Source organism: Stenotrophomonas terrae (genome assembly GCF_001431465.1).
Lineage (GTDB): Bacteria > Pseudomonadota > Gammaproteobacteria > Xanthomonadales > Xanthomonadaceae > Stenotrophomonas > Stenotrophomonas terrae.
The window spans coordinates 52,097-68,142 of sequence record NZ_LDJJ01000044.1 but is presented as its reverse complement, the minus strand read 5'-3'; the positions used below and the strand labels follow the sequence as shown (position 1 = coordinate 68,142).

Here is a 16,046-nt window from a genome sequence, read left to right as displayed (position 1 = left end):
GTGCATGTGGGTGCTGACCTATCCTCGAGTCGCCCTGCGACACCCAGTCTGATGGTGCCCGGGGTAGCCCCCTGGCGAGCAGCGCTGGACGCTGCCAACGACCCCGCGGAACGTGACTGCTTTTGTGGGAGCGGTGTGCGCCGGTAAGCTTGCGATAAGTCAGCTGAGCATTGATCGCGCAGATCACCCCTCCCCAACCCTCCCCTTGGCTACGCCAAAGGGAGGGGGCGAAAGCTACAGCGGGTACCACGCCAGTGCGGCGCGGAAATCTTCCGTCGCCTGCCACTCATATAGATGCCAGCGCGACGCGTCGCCCAGGCCCGGATCGCACCACACCAGCTGCAACGCGCCTTCTGCATCGGGCGCAAAGCGCAGCTTCTCCAGCCCGAACGAAATGCCATGCCCGTGCGCCTTGAGCAGCGCCTCCTTGGCGCACCACACGCGGAAAAACCAGTGCTCACAGCCGGCATCATCCAGGCCATCCAGCCAGGCGATCTCCTCAGGGTGGAAAAAGCGCCGGATCACCTCGCGCATCTGCCGGCGCGGGCGCTGCCGCTCCAGATCCACGCCCAGCCGCGCGCCCTCGCCCAGCGCCACCAGCAGATGGCCGCCGCTATGGCTCCAGCCGGTGCCGTAATGCGCCAGCTCGCCGATCAACCAGGGGCGGCTGCGCTCATCGCGGGTCAGTGGCAAGGCCTCCGGCGTGGTCTCGAAAACACCGGCCAGCAGCTCCCGCGCCTGTGGCTCGCCGCGGGCGCCGGCGGTATGCGGCAACAGCCAGACCGTCACCGGACCAAACTGCCAGGAACGCTCCGCCTGGCTCATGCTTCACACGCTTTGGCACAGACAAACACGTTCTTAACGCCCCTGCGCGTTGACTGTCGCCACCGCACCTTACGGGGTGCTTCTTGGCAGGGAGGTTCGCGCATGGGCATCATCATCTGGTTGATTATTGGTGGCGTCGTGGGTTGGCTGGCCAGCATCATCATGCGCCGCGATGCGCAGCAGGGCATCATCCTGAACATCGTGGTGGGCATCATCGGGGCCATGATCGCCGGCTTTTTCTTCAGCGGCGGCAGCATCAATGGCGCGATCACGCTGCGCTCCTTCCTGTTGTCACTGGTCGGCGCGGTGGTACTGCTGGCCATCGTCAATCTGTTCACACGCAAAAGCGTGCGTTAGACGTTCTGGCGCCGATTCGACCAAGGCCCGACTGGCGACAGCCGGGCCTTGTTGTTTCAGGCCTGCGCCAATTGCACCCAGGCCGGGGCGTGATCGCTGGGGCGTTCCCAGGTGCGCGGCTCACGGTCGATGCCGGAGGCGACAGCGCGCGGCTTGAGCGCATCGGAAACCAGGGTCAGGTCGATGCGCAGGCCCAGATTGCGGCGGAAACCGGCAGCCCGGTAATCCCACCAGCTGAAGATGCCGGCTTCGTCGTTGTGCAGGCGGAAGGCATCGTGCAGGCCCAGGTCCAGCAGCTTCTGCAGGCCAGCGCGCTCGGCGGTGGAAGTGAGGATGTGGTTCTCGTTCCAGACGCTGGTATCGGGCACATCGCGGTCATCCGGGGCGATGTTGAAATCACCCATCACCACCAGCTGCGGATGCTTCTGCAGTTCGTCCGCCACCCAGGCGTGCACTGCTTCCAGCCAGCGCAGCTTGTAGGCGTACTTGTCGGTGCCCACGTCCTGGCCGTTGACCACATACAGATTGATGATGCGCACACCATTGACGGTGCCGGCGATCACCCGCTTCTGCTCGTCCTCGAAACCGGGGATGCCGATCTGCACGTCTTCGATCGGATGGCGCGACAGCAGCGCGACGCCGTTATAGGTCTTCTGCCCGGCGAACACGTTGCGGTAGCCCAGCTCCAGCAGGCGCGTGTCGGGGAACTTGTGGTCCTCCAACTTGGTTTCCTGGATGCCGACCACGTCGGGGGCAAAGTCGGCCAGCCACTGTTCCAGATGCGGCAGGCGAACGTTGAGCGAATTGACGTTCCACGAAGCGATTTTCATGAGGGGATTCTAGCCGGGGCTGGCGACAAAGGCCCCTCCCAAGCTGAAGACCACAGCAATCAGCCCCCTCCCTTGCGCCGAAGGCGCAGGGGAGGGTTGGGGAGGGGTGCTTTGGCTTTGGGCCTGGCTGTGGCGGTGGCTTTGGCCCTTCCCGCTGCCTCGGCTTGCCGGCAACAGCTCAAGCAACGTCAAAAGCGCCCCCTTCCGCCCTTCGGGCACCTTCCCCCGCTGGCGGGGGAAGGGACGGCGCGCGCTTGGACGGCTGGTGGCGTGCTTTGGCTCACTCGCCAAACCCCGCAAACCACAACAAAACCTATCGGGTGAATGTCGGGGAATACACTTTTTCAGCCTTCCGATTCGCGCAGACTGCCTCTCAAAGTGAGGGGAAGCCATGCGTAGCAAGCTGTTTGTGCCCGGCGCACGTCCGGAACTGTTCGACAAGGCCTTGGCCAGTGCGGCCGATGCCCTGTCCTTCGATCTGGAGGATTCCGTACCCGAGGCCGGCAAACAGGCGGCGCGCGAAAACCTCACCAGCTTCCTCAGCCGCGCCGAGGTAAAGGCCTGCAGCAAGCTGCTGATCGTCCGCACCAATGCCACTGACAGCCCACACTTCGCCGCCGATCTGGCCGCGATGGCGCTGCCCGGGGTTTGGCTGCTGAACATCCCCAAGGTGGAATCGGCCGCGCAGGTGCGGCAGGTGGTCGTTGCACTGGAACGCGCCGAAGCCGCCAATGGCGTCAGCCGCCCGATCGGCCTGCTGCTGAACATCGAAACCCCGCGCGGCCTGCGCCTGGCCGCCGAACTGGCCGCGGCGCATCCGCGTGTGGCTGGCCTGCAGCTGGGGTTGGGCGATCTGTTCGCCCCCAATGGCATCGCCCGCACCCCGGCCAATGTGCATGCGGTGCTGTTCGCGGTGAAAATGGCGGCCACCGAGGCCGGCGTGTTCGCCTGTGACGGTGCCTGGCCGGATGTGGCCGATGCCGAGGGCTTCCGCACCGAAGCGGTGCTGTCACAGCAGCTCGGCTTCATCGGCAAAAGCTGCATCCACCCGCGCCAGATCGGCCAGGCCAACGTGATCTTCAGCGTGGCCGAGGCCGAACTGGACGAGGCAAGGCGTATCGTTGCCGCCGCACGTGATGCCAGCGACCAGGGCCGCGGTGCGTTCCTGTTCGAGGGACGCATGATCGATGTGCCCTACCTGCGCCGGGCCGAAGCCCTGCTCGCCGGCGCCCTGGGCGCCTGATCTTTCCACCTGGCGGTTCGCCGCCACGCCGTTCATTACCGGGGTTCCATCCATGCCCACGCCCATGGCCACTGCGCTCGCCGCGCTGTCGCATCGCTTCTCGCTCGGCTTGCGCCTGCTTGTCGTCACTACCTTGTTGGCACTGAGCGGCGCGGCCTTCGCCGATGACGCCCTGACCGCAGTGAAAACCGGCACCCTGCCGGCGCTGCCAGATGCCAAGCCGGTACAGCAGCTGCTGGATATCGACGGCCGCTTGCTGGCCCGCTCCACCGACAGCGCCTGGCTGCTGGGCAAGAATGGCAAGGCCTGGGCTCCGGTCACCGGCATCAGCGATGACGTCGTGCAGGGCATCGTGCACAACGGCGCCAGCAGCTGGCTGCTGACCGGCGCGGATGCCGGCCACAGCGATCGCCTGCAGCAGGTCACGCTCAAGGGCGAGACCCTGGGCAAGGGGGCGTCTCTGCCTCTGCCCACAGCGCTGGCCAACGCCCAGGCCGGTGCACTGGATGGCGCGCTGTTCGTGGCCGGTGTGGACGACAGTGGCGTGACCCAGCTGTACCGCAAGCCGGCCGATGCCGCGCAGTGGCAGCCGCAGCCGGTATGGCCGGGCGCTGCAGCAGCGGTTGCGATGCAGGCACAGAAAGGCGCGCTGTATGTGGTGGTCGGCAACAACGGCGCCCAGCAATTGCTGCGCTGGAACCTGGAAAAGGGCTGGCAGACCGTGTCGGCCGTCGGTGGCGACGTGGTGCCCGGTTCGCTGCGCGCACTCGGCCAGGCCCACTTGTTGATGCAGGTAAGCGACGCAGCCGGCAACAGCCATGCACGTACGTTCCATACCATCACCAGCGCCTGGGCCGATCTGGCCGATACCGATGCCAGCGCGCCGCTGGCCAGTACCAGCTGGGGCAATGGACTGGTCTGGGCCAATGCCGATGGCAGCCTGCACACGTTTGAAATGCAGAGCGGCAAGCACCTGCTGGGCTGGCTGGACTGGGCGGTGATCATCATCTACCTCGGCGCCATGCTGGGCATGGGCGCCTACTTCTACTTCCGCGAAAAGCGCGCCAGCACCGCCGATTTCTTCGTCGGTGGCCGCAGCATTCCGTTCTGGGCGGCTGGCGTGAGTCTTTATGCCACCAACACCAGTTCGATCAGCTTCATCGCCATTCCGGCCAAGGCCTTCGAGACCAACTGGCAGTACCTGACCAACAACCTGATCGCGGTGGTCGGGCTGATGTTCGTCGCGGTGTGGATCGTGCCGCTGCTGCGCCGGCTGGACCTGATGAGCGTGTTCTCCTATCTGGAAACCCGCTTCCACCCGGCCATCCGCATGCTCGCCAGCGCGCTGTGCATCGTCATGCAGATCGGCGCGCGCATGAGCGTGGTGCTGTTCCTGCCGGCGCTTGCCATCGCCACCATCACCGGCATCAGCGTGGTGTGGAGCATCATGATGATGGGCGTGTTCACCATCCTCTATACCGCGATGGGCGGCATGAAGGCGGTGATCTGGACCGACTTCGTGCAGGTGATCGTGAAGATGGGTGGTGCCATCTTCGCCATCCTGTTCATCGTGTGGACGCTGAAGGGCGGCTTTGGCGAATTTGTCGCCACCGCCGCGATGGAAGACAAGACCAAGCTGTTTGATTTCAGCTTCGACCTGACCAAGGCCACGGTGTGGGGCTTCATCTTCCTGGTCGTGTTCGACGTGGTGCTCACCTTCCCCAAGGACCAGGTGCTGATGCAGCGCACCCTGGCCACCAAGTCGGACAAGGAAGCCGGCCGCTCGATCTGGGCGTTCGCCGCGATCATGATCCCGGGTGGCTTCATCTTCTACGGCATCGGCACCGCCTTGTGGGTGTTCTACAAGAACAACCCGCAGCGCCTTGACCCGCTGCTGCCGATCGATGCGACCTTCCCGCTGTTCATCGCCGCCGAACTGCCGCCGGGTGTCACCGGCCTGATCATCGCCGGTGTGTTTGCCGCGGCGATGGCGACGCTGTCGAGCATCATGAACAGCGTGGCGACGCTGATTTCGGTCGACTTCTACGAGCGCCTGGCCAAGAACCCGACCCCGCGCAAGAGCGTGCTGTTCGCTGAAATCTCCACGGTGCTGGTCGGCTTCACCGCCATTGGCCTGGCGCTGATCATGACCCGCTACGACATCCACTCGTTGTTCGACGTGTCGATCGAACTGGCCGGCCTGCTCGGTGGCGGCTTTGCCGGTGCCTATACGCTCGGCATGTTCACCCGCCGCGCCAACTCGGCCGGTGTGGCGATCGGCGTTGCCTCCAGCATCGTGCTGACCTTCGTGGCGTGGTGGTTCAGCCTGGTCCATCCGTACTTCTACCTGGCCATCTCGATCTTCCTGTGCATCGTGATCGGCTATGTGGCCAGCCTGTTCTTCCCGGCGCCGAACCGCTCGCTGAAGGGGCTGACGATCTACAAGCAGGACGCAGTGTGAAAACCTGCCGGCATGCCGCTGCGGACCTGAACCGCAGCGGCGTGAAGACAGATTCGGCAAAGCCGAGGACCTTGGTCGCATCGCGCCGGCGCGCCCGCTGGTGTAGTTTGGCGCGCAGCTGAGAGGTCTAATCGCGTGGAAACCCAGTTTCTCAATACCTTTGTCACCGTGGTCGACCGTGGCTCCATGGCCGCGGCCGCCCGCCTGCTGCACATCACCCCGGCCGCCGTCGCCCAGCAGATCCGCACGCTGGAACGCGAGCTGGGCGCACCGCTGATCGCCCGCGCCGGGCGCACCGTCAGCGTCACCGAGGAAGGTGCGCGCATCCTGCAGCGCGCGCGCGATCTGCTGCGTGGCGTGGCGGATCTGCGCAGCGTCGCCAATGAAAGCGGCATGGCTGGCGAGCTGCGGCTGGGCGCCTGCCCCACCGCGCTGGGCGGACTGGTGCCGGACATCCTGGCGCGGATGGTGGCCAAGTTCCCCGAGATCAACGTCTTCATCAAACCCGGTTATTCGGCCGACCTGTACGGCGCGGTGGAATCGGGCGACCTGGACGCTGCAATGGTGCTGCAGGCGCCGTTCTCGCTGCCCAAGACCTGCGATTGGCAGCTGCTGCGGGAAGAGCCGCTGGTGGTACTGGCGCCGGCACGCATGGCCGGTGCCGACCCGCACCAGCTGCTGCGCGAGGAACCACTGATCCGCTACGACCGCCACGAATGGGGCGGCCGCCAAGCCGATGAATACCTGCGCAAGGCCGGCATCGTGCCGCGCGAACGCTTCGAACTGAACGCGCTGAACGCGATTGCGGTGATGGTGGACCACGGCCTGGGCGTGTCGCTGGTGCCGGACTGGGCCAAACCCTGGCCGGAAGGTATCTCGGTGGTGCGTATTCCCCTGCCCGAGCCCAGTGAGCCACGCCGTATCGGCATGGTCTGGTCACGCGCCTCGGTGCGCCTGCGCCAGGTCAATGTGCTGCTGGACGAAGCGCGCACGGCGCTGTTGCAGCCAACGGATTGAGCGCAATGCCGATGATCGGCAGGGGCGATCTCCCTGATGTGCCGAGCCATGCTCGGCTGGGGCATTACCGGTAAGGCCTCTTGCCGAGCATGGCTCGGCACTACAGGCGGGCTTTGCCGGTAAGGCCTCTGCCGAGCATGGCTCGGCACTACCGCTCCCTCCCTTTTGCGTCGCAAAGGGGAGGGTTGGGGAGGGGTTGGCCCTTTCGTTCCTGATTTTGCGGTGGCTTCGCGGCTTACGCCGCTCCTACATGGGACGCGGTCTGCCCGACACATCCCCGCAAGGCTTCTGCCGAGCATGGCTCGGCACGACCGGTTCAAACGCCAATCGCAACAAACCCTAGGCTTTGAACATACACAGGTGCGCTTCTATCGCGCCGGGGCGCCGCCTAGGCTTCGCCCAACGTCGGAGCTGCGCCCGGCGCCCGCTTGCGCGGGTGCTGACGCCGGTAAACGACAGGATCAAAGGGGCGCTAGTCCCCACCGTTTTCTGGCGTTGTCGGCTCCCAGTCCGGTTGCGTCACACATTCAAACCTGGGGGAGAGAACAACATGATCAAGCCACTTACGGCCGCTATCGGCGCCGCGCTGCTCGCCAGCGCGATGAGCCCGGCCTTTGCACAGGACGCCGCCACCACGCTGGACCAGGTGATCGTCACCGGTACCCGCACCCCGGTTGCCATCGACAAGGTGCCCGGTGCGGTCACCCTGATCAGCCCGGAACAGGTGCAGCGCACGCTGAACCTGACCGAAGACGCCACCGCCGTGCTCGCACGCATGGTGCCGGGCTATTCCGAATCCTCGCAGGCGATGAGCAACTCCGGTGAGACCCTGCGTGGTCGCGTCGCGCTGCGCCTGTTCGACGGCGTGCCGCAGGGTTCGCCGCTTCGCGAAGGCAGCCGCAACGGCACCTTCACCGACATGGGCGTGATCGGCCGCATCGAAGTCATCAACGGCCCGTCCGCCGCTGAAGGCATCGGCGGCGCCGGTGGCGTGATCAACTACCTGTCCAAGAACCCGGACGTGGCTGGCCACGAAACCACCGTCACCACCCGTTACAGCAGCCAGTTCAAGGACGACAGCGCGCAGTCCAAGATCGGTGTCACCCACGCCTTCAAGGGCGATGCGGTCGACTACCTGATCAGCGGCGCCTACATCGACCGTGGCATCTCCTACGACGGCGACGGCCGCCGCGTTGGCCTGAACACCTCCGGTTCGCTGTCCGATTCGTACAGCAAGAACCTGTTCATGAAGGGTGGCTACAACTTCGGCGAAGGCCAGATGCAGCGCATCCAGGCCAGCTACAGCAACTTCCACATCGGCGGCAAGCACAACTACATTCCGGTGGAAGGCTGCCGTGCCGGTGATGATGGCTGCACCAAGCCGACCACGAATACTGCTGAAAAGGGCTCCATCGCCGGTGCACTGGCCGAGTTCAACGATTTCGAACAGTTCGCGGTGAAGTACACCAATGCCGATTTCTTCGGCGGCGACCTCAGCGTTGACGCGTACTGGGCCGAGCAGGCCATGCGCTACGTGCCGGAGAACGGCGACGACCGCCAGCTGACCAAGCCGGCCCCGACCGATGACGCCCTGCGCATCTGGGACCAGTCGGAAATCAACAGCGAGAAGAAGGGTCTGCGCTTCGGCTATGCCTACGGCGAGCTGTTCAAGGTTGAAGGCCTGCGCCTGCGTGCCGGCCTGGACCTGGTGGAAGACACCGCCGAGCAGCGCCTGGCGCTGACCAACCGCCTGTGGGTGCCGCCGATGAAGTACACCAGCATCGCGCCGTATGCGCAGCTGAGCTGGGACATCGGCCCGGTGACCCTGGACGCAGGCATCCGCCGCGAAGACGGCCAGCTGGAAATCGACAGCTACACCACCGTTGCCTTCCGCGACCACACCCCGGTGCAGGGCGGCAAGATGGACTACAAGGCCAACATGCCCAACTTCGGTGCGATCTGGCGCATCACCGACCAGTGGTCGGTGTTCGCTTCGTACTCCGAAGGCTTCGGTATCGCCAACGTCGGCATTCCGCTGCGCAACATCCAGGCCAGCAGCCCGTGCAAGGCGGTGTCCTGCATCGCCGATCTGCAGCCGCTGATCACCGAGAACAAGGAAATCGGCTTCAACTGGCGTGGCGCGCAGGGCCAGATCGGTGCCTCCGTGTACCGCTCGACCTCGGACTTCGGCTCCACCCTGACCATCGACAAGGCCACCGACGACTTCATCCTGACCCGTGCACCGGTCGAGATCGAAGGCTTCGAGTTGAACAGCGCCTGGACCTTCAACGAGCAGTGGAAGGCCAGCTTCCTGTACTCGCGCATCCGCGGCCAGACCCAGTACTACCCGGGCTCGGGCCTGAAGAAGGAAATGGGCATCCTGGACATCTCGCCGGACAAGGTGAATGCCTCGGTGACCTGGACCCCGACCGACAACCTCAACGCAACGCTGGGTGTGAGCAAGACCTTCAGCCGCGACCTGCGTGAGACCTTCGTTGATCCGGCTACCAATGCCGTCTACAAGAACGAAGAAAACACCTATGGCTATGCGCTGTGGGACCTGAGCGTGAACTACGACATCGGCCGTTATGGCCAGCTGGCACTGGGCGTTGAGAACCTGTTCGACAAGCAGTACGTGTTGACCTGGTCGCAGCTGCCGGGCTGGCAGAACTACTTCTCCGGCCGCGGCCGGATGGTGTCGCTGACCCACACCTTCAAGTTCTGATCCATGTGTGACAAACGGCGCCACAGGCAACTGTGGCGCCGTTTGGTTTGAGGACTGGCCTTGGGAAATTCCAGCTGCAAAGGAATTGACCGGAGCCAGGTTCCATCCCTTCTCCCCTTGCGGGAGAAGGTGCCCCGAAGGGGCGGAAGAGGGGAGCGTGCGCAGCACGCACACAGCCCCCTCTCCCCAACCCCTCTCCCGCAAGGGGAGAGGGGCTAATGCTGCACCTTGCATGCAGGCGTATTTCTGCAATCGGAGGCTTGCCATGTTTCGCAGATCAACCCACACAACCAGCGCTGCACATCGCACCACGAGTTCCCGCTTCACGCGCCGTCTGCTGCTCGCCGCCTGTGCCTGCGTGGTTGGCATCAGCAGCGCCCACGCCACCAGCAATGAGCGCTGGCAACGCCTGGACAATTTCCTCGCCCAGTCCACCAGCAACAACGGCTATCCCGGTGCAGTCGCGCTGGTCGAAGTAAACGGCCGCACCCAATTCCACGGCCAGTGGGGCCATGCCGACATCGCCCGCAGCCGGCCGATGCGCGAAGACAGCATCTTCCGCATCTACTCGATGACCAAGCCTGTCACCTCGACCGCGATCCTGATGCTGCTGGAACAGGGCAAGCTGTCGCTGGATGACCCGCTGTCCCGCTTCATTCCCGCCTTCGCCGACCGCCAGATAGTGACCGGTGGCGATGCCGCATATCCGCTGCTGGCGCCTGCGCCGCGCGCGATCACCCTGCGCCACCTGCTCACCCATACCAGCGGTTTTGCTGCGGATTCGGACGGGCATGCCGTCGCCACCGCATTGCTGAACCGCGCCGACGTCGACAGCGCCACCTCGCTGGAAGATGTCGCCGCACGTCTGGCGACCCTGCCGCTGGCCGATGCGCCCGGCACCCACTTCCACTACGAAGGCAGCAACACCGAGCTGCTGGCGCGCGTGGTGGAAATCGTCAGTGGGCAACCGTTCGCACAGTTCCTGGCGCAGCACATCTTCCAGCCGCTGGGCATGAGCGAGACCGGCTTTGAAGTGGCTGTGGGCCAGCGCGCACGCGTGGTCGATCTGCCAACCAGTGCCGCCGATGGCACACTGCACATCGCCGACACACTGAGCGCGCGCAGCCCCGGTGTGCGCCTGAAAGGCTATGACAGCGGCGCCGGCGGCCTGTATTCGACCGCCGCCGATTACCTGAAGTTCGCCCGCATGCTGCTGGGCAACGGTGAAAGCAATGGCGCGCGCCTGCTCTCGCGCAAGACCGTGGAGCTGATGATGAGCGACCAGCTCGGTGGCTTCACGCCCGCCATCAAGGGCTTCAGCGACGGCGAAGGCTTCGGCCTGGGCGGCTATGTGGTCACCGATCCGGCACTGCGCGGCCGCCTGGGCAGCGTGGGCCAGTTCGGCTGGTCCGGTGCGGCGTCCACCTATTTCACCGTGGATCGCAGCGAGCAGTTGATCGCCATCGTGCTGCTGCAATACCTGCCCGAAGGCGACAAACGCCTGCCGTCGCTGGCCACCCCGTTCTACAACCTCGTTTACCAGGCCATTCCATGACCTCCACCGTTCTTGTCGCCGGCTCGGCAAACCTTGATTTCGTGGTGCGTGCGGCGCATGTGCCGGCGCCGGGCGAAACCGTGCTCGGCCGCGAATTCCGCACTTTCCCCGGCGGCAAGGGCGCCAACCAGGCCGTAGCCTGCGCGCGCGCCGGCGGCGCTGCCACGCAGATGCTGCTGGCCTTGGGTGCTGATGATTTCGCCAAGCCGATCGAGGCCTCGTTGAACGATGCCGGGGTGACGCTGCACACCGTGCGCGATGCACTGCTGCCTACCGGCACCGCCTTCATCTGCCTGTCCGACGATGCCGAGAACGCGATCACCGTGGCGCCGGGTGCCAACATGGCCTTGCAGCCCACGCACCTGCCACCGCTCGACGGCGTGCAGTGGCTGCTGCTGCAGCTGGAGTCGCCACTGGCCACCGTGCAGGCCTACGCCGCCTCCGCACGTGCGGCCGGGGTAAAGGTCGCCTTGAATGCCGCACCGGCGCAGGTGTTGCCGGCCGAGCTGCTGGCGCTGCTGGACATGCTGATCGTCAACGAAGGCGAGCTGGCCGTGGTGGCCGGCAATCCGCCCGATCTGGCCAGCGGCCTGGCCCGGCTGGATGTGCCCTGCGTGATCGTCACCCTCGGTGCGCGTGGCTGCCTGGCCCGCATCGATGGCCAGATCCTGCTGCAACCGGCGTTCTCGATTTCGCCGCTGGATACCACCGCCGCCGGCGACACCTTCTGCGGCACGCTGATCGCGCGCATGGCGCAGCACACGCCGCTGCAGCAGGCGCTGCTTGCCGCCAGCGCCGCTTCGGCACTGGCCTGCACGCGATTGGGGGCACAATCCAGTATCCCCGACCACGCCGAGGTGGAAGCGCTGCTGGCCGATGCCAGCCGCCTGCCCGGCACCGACGCCCATGCCGCGCTTGCGGCATGGTGCGCGCTGTAACTGTTACGCCCTCCCCGTTTTTGTTGGATGACTGCCATGACTTCGCCCTACCCCGCACCCGATTACGACAACGATTCCCCCGATCACGGGCGTGAGGCGATCCATACCGAGTACAAGTTCTCGCACGTCACCACCGGCCGCTACCTGCCCACCCCGGGCAAGGCACCGGCGTGGCCGTTCGCCGATATCGGCAGCTGGATGATCGATGCCAATGCCAGCGCCGCCGATTGGCTGACCGAGCTGAAGGACTGGCGCCAGGAACACCTGGTGCGCATCGGCTATACCGATGTGAACTACCGCCGCCCGGAACTGCAGTGGGCGCAGCGCAACTTCGTGCACGCGCAGATGATGGTCGAGGACCGTTATTTCTTCGACGTGGAGACCGCGCAGTACACCGTCGACAAGTACCTGGACGATCTGATCGAACGCTTCGGTGGACTGGATTCGGTCCTGATCTGGTACATCTACCCGAACATCGGCATCGACGACCGCAACCAGTTCGACCTGGCGCATACGTTGCCGGGCGGCCTCGAAGGTCTGACCGCTGCGGTAAAGGCATTCCAGAAGCGCGGCGTGCGCGTGTTCCTGCCGGCCAAGCCCTGGGATCACGGCACCCGCGATCCGGGCGTGACGCATTGGGATGGCCTGGCTGAAATCATCAAGGCCACCGGCGCCGACGGCATCAACGGTGACACCTTCAACGGCGTGCCGCGCGCGTTCTTCGACGCCTGCGACGCCAATGGCAACCCGGTGGTGGTACAGCCCGAATCCACCATCAGCTCCGAAGAGCAGCTGATCTGGAACGTGCAGAGCTGGGGCAAGAAGGCACCCGATGGCCCGGTGCCGCCGGTGTCCAAGTGGAAGTGGCTGGAGCCGCGCCACATGGTCAATTACGAGAACCGCTGGGGGCGAAACCGCAACCACGATCTGCAGTACTGCTTCTTCAACGGCATCGGTTACAACGCCTGGGAGAACATCTGGGGCATCTGGAACCAGTTCACCGCGCGCGATGGCGAAACCCTGCGCCGCATCGCCGCGATCTATCGCCAGTTCCCGGCACTGATTGTCGCGATGGACTGGGAGCCGTACCAGGTCTGCTACCAGGGCGGCATCTTCGCCAGCAAGTTCCCGGTCGAAGGCCTGAGCCTGCACACCTTGATCAACCGCAACGAATACGCGGTCAACGGCGAGCAGATCGGTCTGCCGCATGTGGACGGCACCCGTTACTACGATGTCTGGCACGGTGTGGAGCTGTCGCCGGCGCTGCGTGATGGCCTGGCCATCATCGAGCTGCCGATGGAAGCGCGCGGCTTTGGCGCGGTGCTGAGCGTGCAGCCGGGCGCTGCTGTCGAGGGTCTGGATGCCTTCCTGATTGAGGCCGCCAAGCGCGCCGAACAGCCACTCAATAGTTTCTCCGGTGCATGGAGGGCGATCCCGCAGCAACTGCGCGAGATCCCCGCCACCACCGCACAGGCCACTGCACCAACCGGCATGGTCACCATACCGGCCGGCGAATTCGTGTTTGCCGTTGGCGGCATCGAGATCGAGGGCTTCAACTGGGCCGGCCAGGACGTGCAGTTCCCATGGGAAGACTGCCCGCGTCGCCATCACCGCAAGCTGATGCAGATGGAGGCGTTCCATATCGATCGCCACCCGGTCACCAACGCGCAGTTCAAGGCCTTCATCGACGCCACCAGCTACCACCCGGCCGATGACATCAACTTCCTCGCCCATTGGGTGGATGGCGCACCGCGTACCGGCTGGGACAACAAGCCGGTGATCTGGGTGTCGCTGGAAGACGCGCGCGCCTACGCCGCGTGGGCCGACAAGCGCCTGCCTCACGAATGGGAATGGCAGTACGCCGCCCAGGGCAACGATGGCCGAACCTATCCGTGGGGCAACGACTGGGATGCCGCCCGTGTGCCGCAGGTCAACCGTGGCCGCCGCGTGCTGGCGCCGGCCGATGTCGACGCGCACCCGCAGGGCGCCAGCCCGTTCGGTGTCGAGGATCTGGTCGGCAATGTGTGGCAGTGGACCGACGAATTCAGCGACGAGCACACCCGTGCGGCGATCCTGCGTGGCGGCTCCAGCTACCAGCCGCAGACCTCGCACTGGTATTTCCCGCAGGCCTATCGCCTGGACCAGCACGGCAAATACCTGCTGATGGCACCGGCCAAGGACCGCAGCGGCATGCTTGGCTTCCGCTGCGTGGTGGACGCGGCATGAGTGCGGCCATCAGCAGCGGCCAGCAGTTGATCGCACCGGCGGCGGTAAAGCTCGACGGCATGTTCGGGCAGATGCTGGCGGCCAACCGCAGCGGCCGCCTGAGCCATTTCATCGTCGATGAGCACAGCCCGTCGATCAGCATCTTCGGCCAGGCCCACAAGCAGCAGAACCAGGAAGGCGACTGGTACGGCGAACACGCCGGCAAATGGCTGTCGGCCACTGCGCGTGCAGTGGCGCAAGGTGGCCAGCCCGAGCTGGAAGCCAACCTGCGCCGCGTCGCCGATTGGCTGATCAGCCAGCAGGACGACGATGGCTATCTCGGCAACTACGCCGCCGACCGCCGCTTCACCGTGCCGCAGCCGCCAAAGCCCGAGAGCTGGAACGGCGAACCGGCGCTGCGCACCTGGGACATCTGGACCCACAGCTACCTGATCCTCGGCTTCCTCGAAACCTGGCGTGCGCTGGGCGACGACAGCTACCTGCAGGCCGCCCGGCGCATCGCCGACCTGTGCTGGCAGGCGCTGGAGTCGGGCATCGACATCACCACGCTGGGCAACCACCACGGCATGTCGGCCACGGTGCTGCTGGACCCGGCCGCCGACCTGTACCTGGTCACCGGCGAGCCGCGTTATCTGGCGCTGGCCGAAAAGATCCTGCAGCAGGCCAACGCCAACCCGCGCCTTGCTCTGCTCGACAAGGGCATCGCCAACGAAGACGCGGCCTTCATCGCCACCGGCAAGGCTTACCAGCTGTCGTGGAACCTGGTTGGCCTGGCCAAGCTGTACAAGGCCACCGGCAAGGCCGACTACAAGCTGGCCATCGACAATCTGTGGAACAACATCCGCGAGCAGCACCTGACCCTGGGTGGCGGCCCATGGGGCGGCGTTGCACATCGCTCGCGCGAAGTGTTCAACGCACCGCGCACCTTCTTCCCGCAGGCCTATGTGGAAACCTGCTCGGTACTGGCGTGGATGCAGCTCAACCGCGAGCTGCTGGCCATCAGTGGCCACGCACGTTATGCCGACGAGCTGGAACGCACCGCCTACAACGACCTGCTGGCAGCGATGGCGCCGAACGGCGAGGACTGGTGTTACTACACCTTCCCCAACGGCAAGCGCGTGCACACCACCTATTGGCGCTGCTGCAAATCCTCCGGCGCGATGGCGGTGGAAGAGCTGCCGCAGATCGCCTATGGCATCGCCGCCGATGGTGGCCTGCGGGTGAACCTGTACGGCCCCGGCGAAGCGACACTCAACCATACCGATGCGGGCGCGGTGGTACTGCAGCAGCAGACCCGCTATCCGTTCAATGGCGAGATCAGCCTGCGCGTCAGCCCCGAGCACAGCGCCAGCTTCGGCATTGGCCTGCGTATCCCGGCCTGGGCCGAAGATGCACGCATCCAGGTCAATGGCGTCACCGTGCCGGTACAGGTGGGCGCCGATGGCTACGTGCAGCTGCAACGGCAATGGCAGGCCGGCGACCTGGTCAGCCTGCAGCTGCCGATGCAGCCGCAGCTGCACCGTGCGGCCAACATCAACGTGCAGGAATCGCGCGCACCGGATGGTTCGCCGGTGGCGCAGGAAGTGCTGCGTTGGGAATACGTCGGCCTGAGCTACGGCCCGCTGGTCTATGCAACCGGCCTGATCGACGGCTTCAAGACCGATGAAACGGTGAAGCTGCCTGCAGGTGATCCAGCGCGTTGGCTGCAGGTGGGCGAAGACGCCGGTGAAGGTGCGACGGTGACAATGCAGCTGGAATGCCGCGCGCCGCTGGTGTTCGAGCCGTATTACCGCTGTGGTGGCCGCGAGCATGACGTGTGGCGCCTGAGCTGGCTGTCACTGGCGCCGCAGTAAACCTGTCGCCGCTGTC

The 16,046-nt window shown here is 65.3% G+C and carries 11 protein-coding genes; 9 read left to right on the top strand and 2 right to left on the bottom strand.

Going from position 1 to position 16,046, the window contains the following annotated elements; translation table 11 throughout:
• Positions 1–234 precede the first annotated feature (234 nt).
• Positions 235–825 (bottom strand): 4'-phosphopantetheinyl transferase family protein, encoded by a 591-nt coding sequence (locus tag ABB27_RS13320; protein ID WP_057629283.1) that lies wholly within the window; start codon positions 823–825, stop codon positions 235–237.
• Between the two features lie 102 nt (positions 826–927).
• Here ABB27_RS13320 and ABB27_RS13315 point away from each other — a divergent pair, with 102 nt between their 5' ends.
• Positions 928–1,182: a GlsB/YeaQ/YmgE family stress response membrane protein gene (locus tag ABB27_RS13315; RefSeq protein ID WP_057629282.1), complete on the top strand. Its 255-nt coding sequence runs from the start codon at positions 928–930 to the stop codon at positions 1,180–1,182.
• A 56-nt stretch (positions 1,183–1,238) separates the two neighbouring features.
• Here the strand turns inward: ABB27_RS13315 and xth are convergent, their stop codons facing one another.
• Positions 1,239–2,012 (bottom strand): exodeoxyribonuclease III, encoded by a 774-nt coding sequence (gene xth / locus ABB27_RS13310; RefSeq protein WP_057629281.1) that lies wholly within the window; start codon positions 2,010–2,012, stop codon positions 1,239–1,241.
• 391 nt (positions 2,013–2,403) lie between these two features.
• Here xth and ABB27_RS13305 point away from each other — a divergent pair, with 391 nt between their 5' ends.
• The 8 genes from ABB27_RS13305 (at position 2,404) to ABB27_RS13270 (ending at position 16,030) form a co-directional block, all read left to right on the top strand.
• Positions 2,404–3,255 (top strand): HpcH/HpaI aldolase/citrate lyase family protein, encoded by an 852-nt coding sequence (locus ABB27_RS13305; RefSeq protein WP_057629280.1) that lies wholly within the window; start codon positions 2,404–2,406, stop codon positions 3,253–3,255.
• A 52-nt stretch (positions 3,256–3,307) separates the two neighbouring features.
• A complete protein-coding gene (locus ABB27_RS13300) occupies positions 3,308–5,716 on the top strand; it encodes a sodium:solute symporter family protein (RefSeq protein ID WP_057629279.1) in 2,409 nt (802 codons plus the stop codon).
• 135 nt (positions 5,717–5,851) lie between these two features.
• Positions 5,852–6,733 (top strand): LysR family transcriptional regulator, encoded by an 882-nt coding sequence (locus ABB27_RS13295; RefSeq protein WP_057629278.1) that lies wholly within the window; start codon positions 5,852–5,854, stop codon positions 6,731–6,733.
• A 550-nt stretch (positions 6,734–7,283) separates the two neighbouring features.
• Positions 7,284–9,458 carry a TonB-dependent receptor gene (locus ABB27_RS13290; RefSeq protein ID WP_057629277.1) on the top strand — a complete coding sequence of 725 codons (2,175 nt, stop codon included), beginning with the start codon at positions 7,284–7,286 and terminating at the stop codon, positions 9,456–9,458.
• Between the two features lie 265 nt (positions 9,459–9,723).
• A complete protein-coding gene (locus ABB27_RS13285; RefSeq protein ID WP_057629276.1) occupies positions 9,724–11,013 on the top strand; it encodes a serine hydrolase domain-containing protein in 1,290 nt (429 codons plus the stop codon).
• A complete protein-coding gene (locus tag ABB27_RS13280; RefSeq protein ID WP_057629275.1) occupies positions 11,010–11,951 on the top strand; it encodes a ribokinase in 942 nt (313 codons plus the stop codon). Before ABB27_RS13285 ends, ABB27_RS13280 begins: the two co-directional genes overlap by 4 nt.
• A gap of 36 nt (positions 11,952–11,987) precedes the next feature.
• Positions 11,988–14,177, top strand: coding sequence for a formylglycine-generating enzyme family protein (locus ABB27_RS13275; protein WP_083491306.1), 2,190 nt, complete (start codon positions 11,988–11,990; stop codon positions 14,175–14,177).
• The gene (locus ABB27_RS13270) at positions 14,174–16,030 is read left to right on the top strand and encodes a glycoside hydrolase family 127 protein (RefSeq protein ID WP_057629274.1); all 1,857 of its coding nucleotides are present in this window, start codon (positions 14,174–14,176) and stop codon (positions 16,028–16,030) included. The genes ABB27_RS13275 and ABB27_RS13270 overlap by 4 nt, the downstream gene beginning before the upstream one ends.
• Positions 16,031–16,046: the final 16 nt, after the last annotated feature.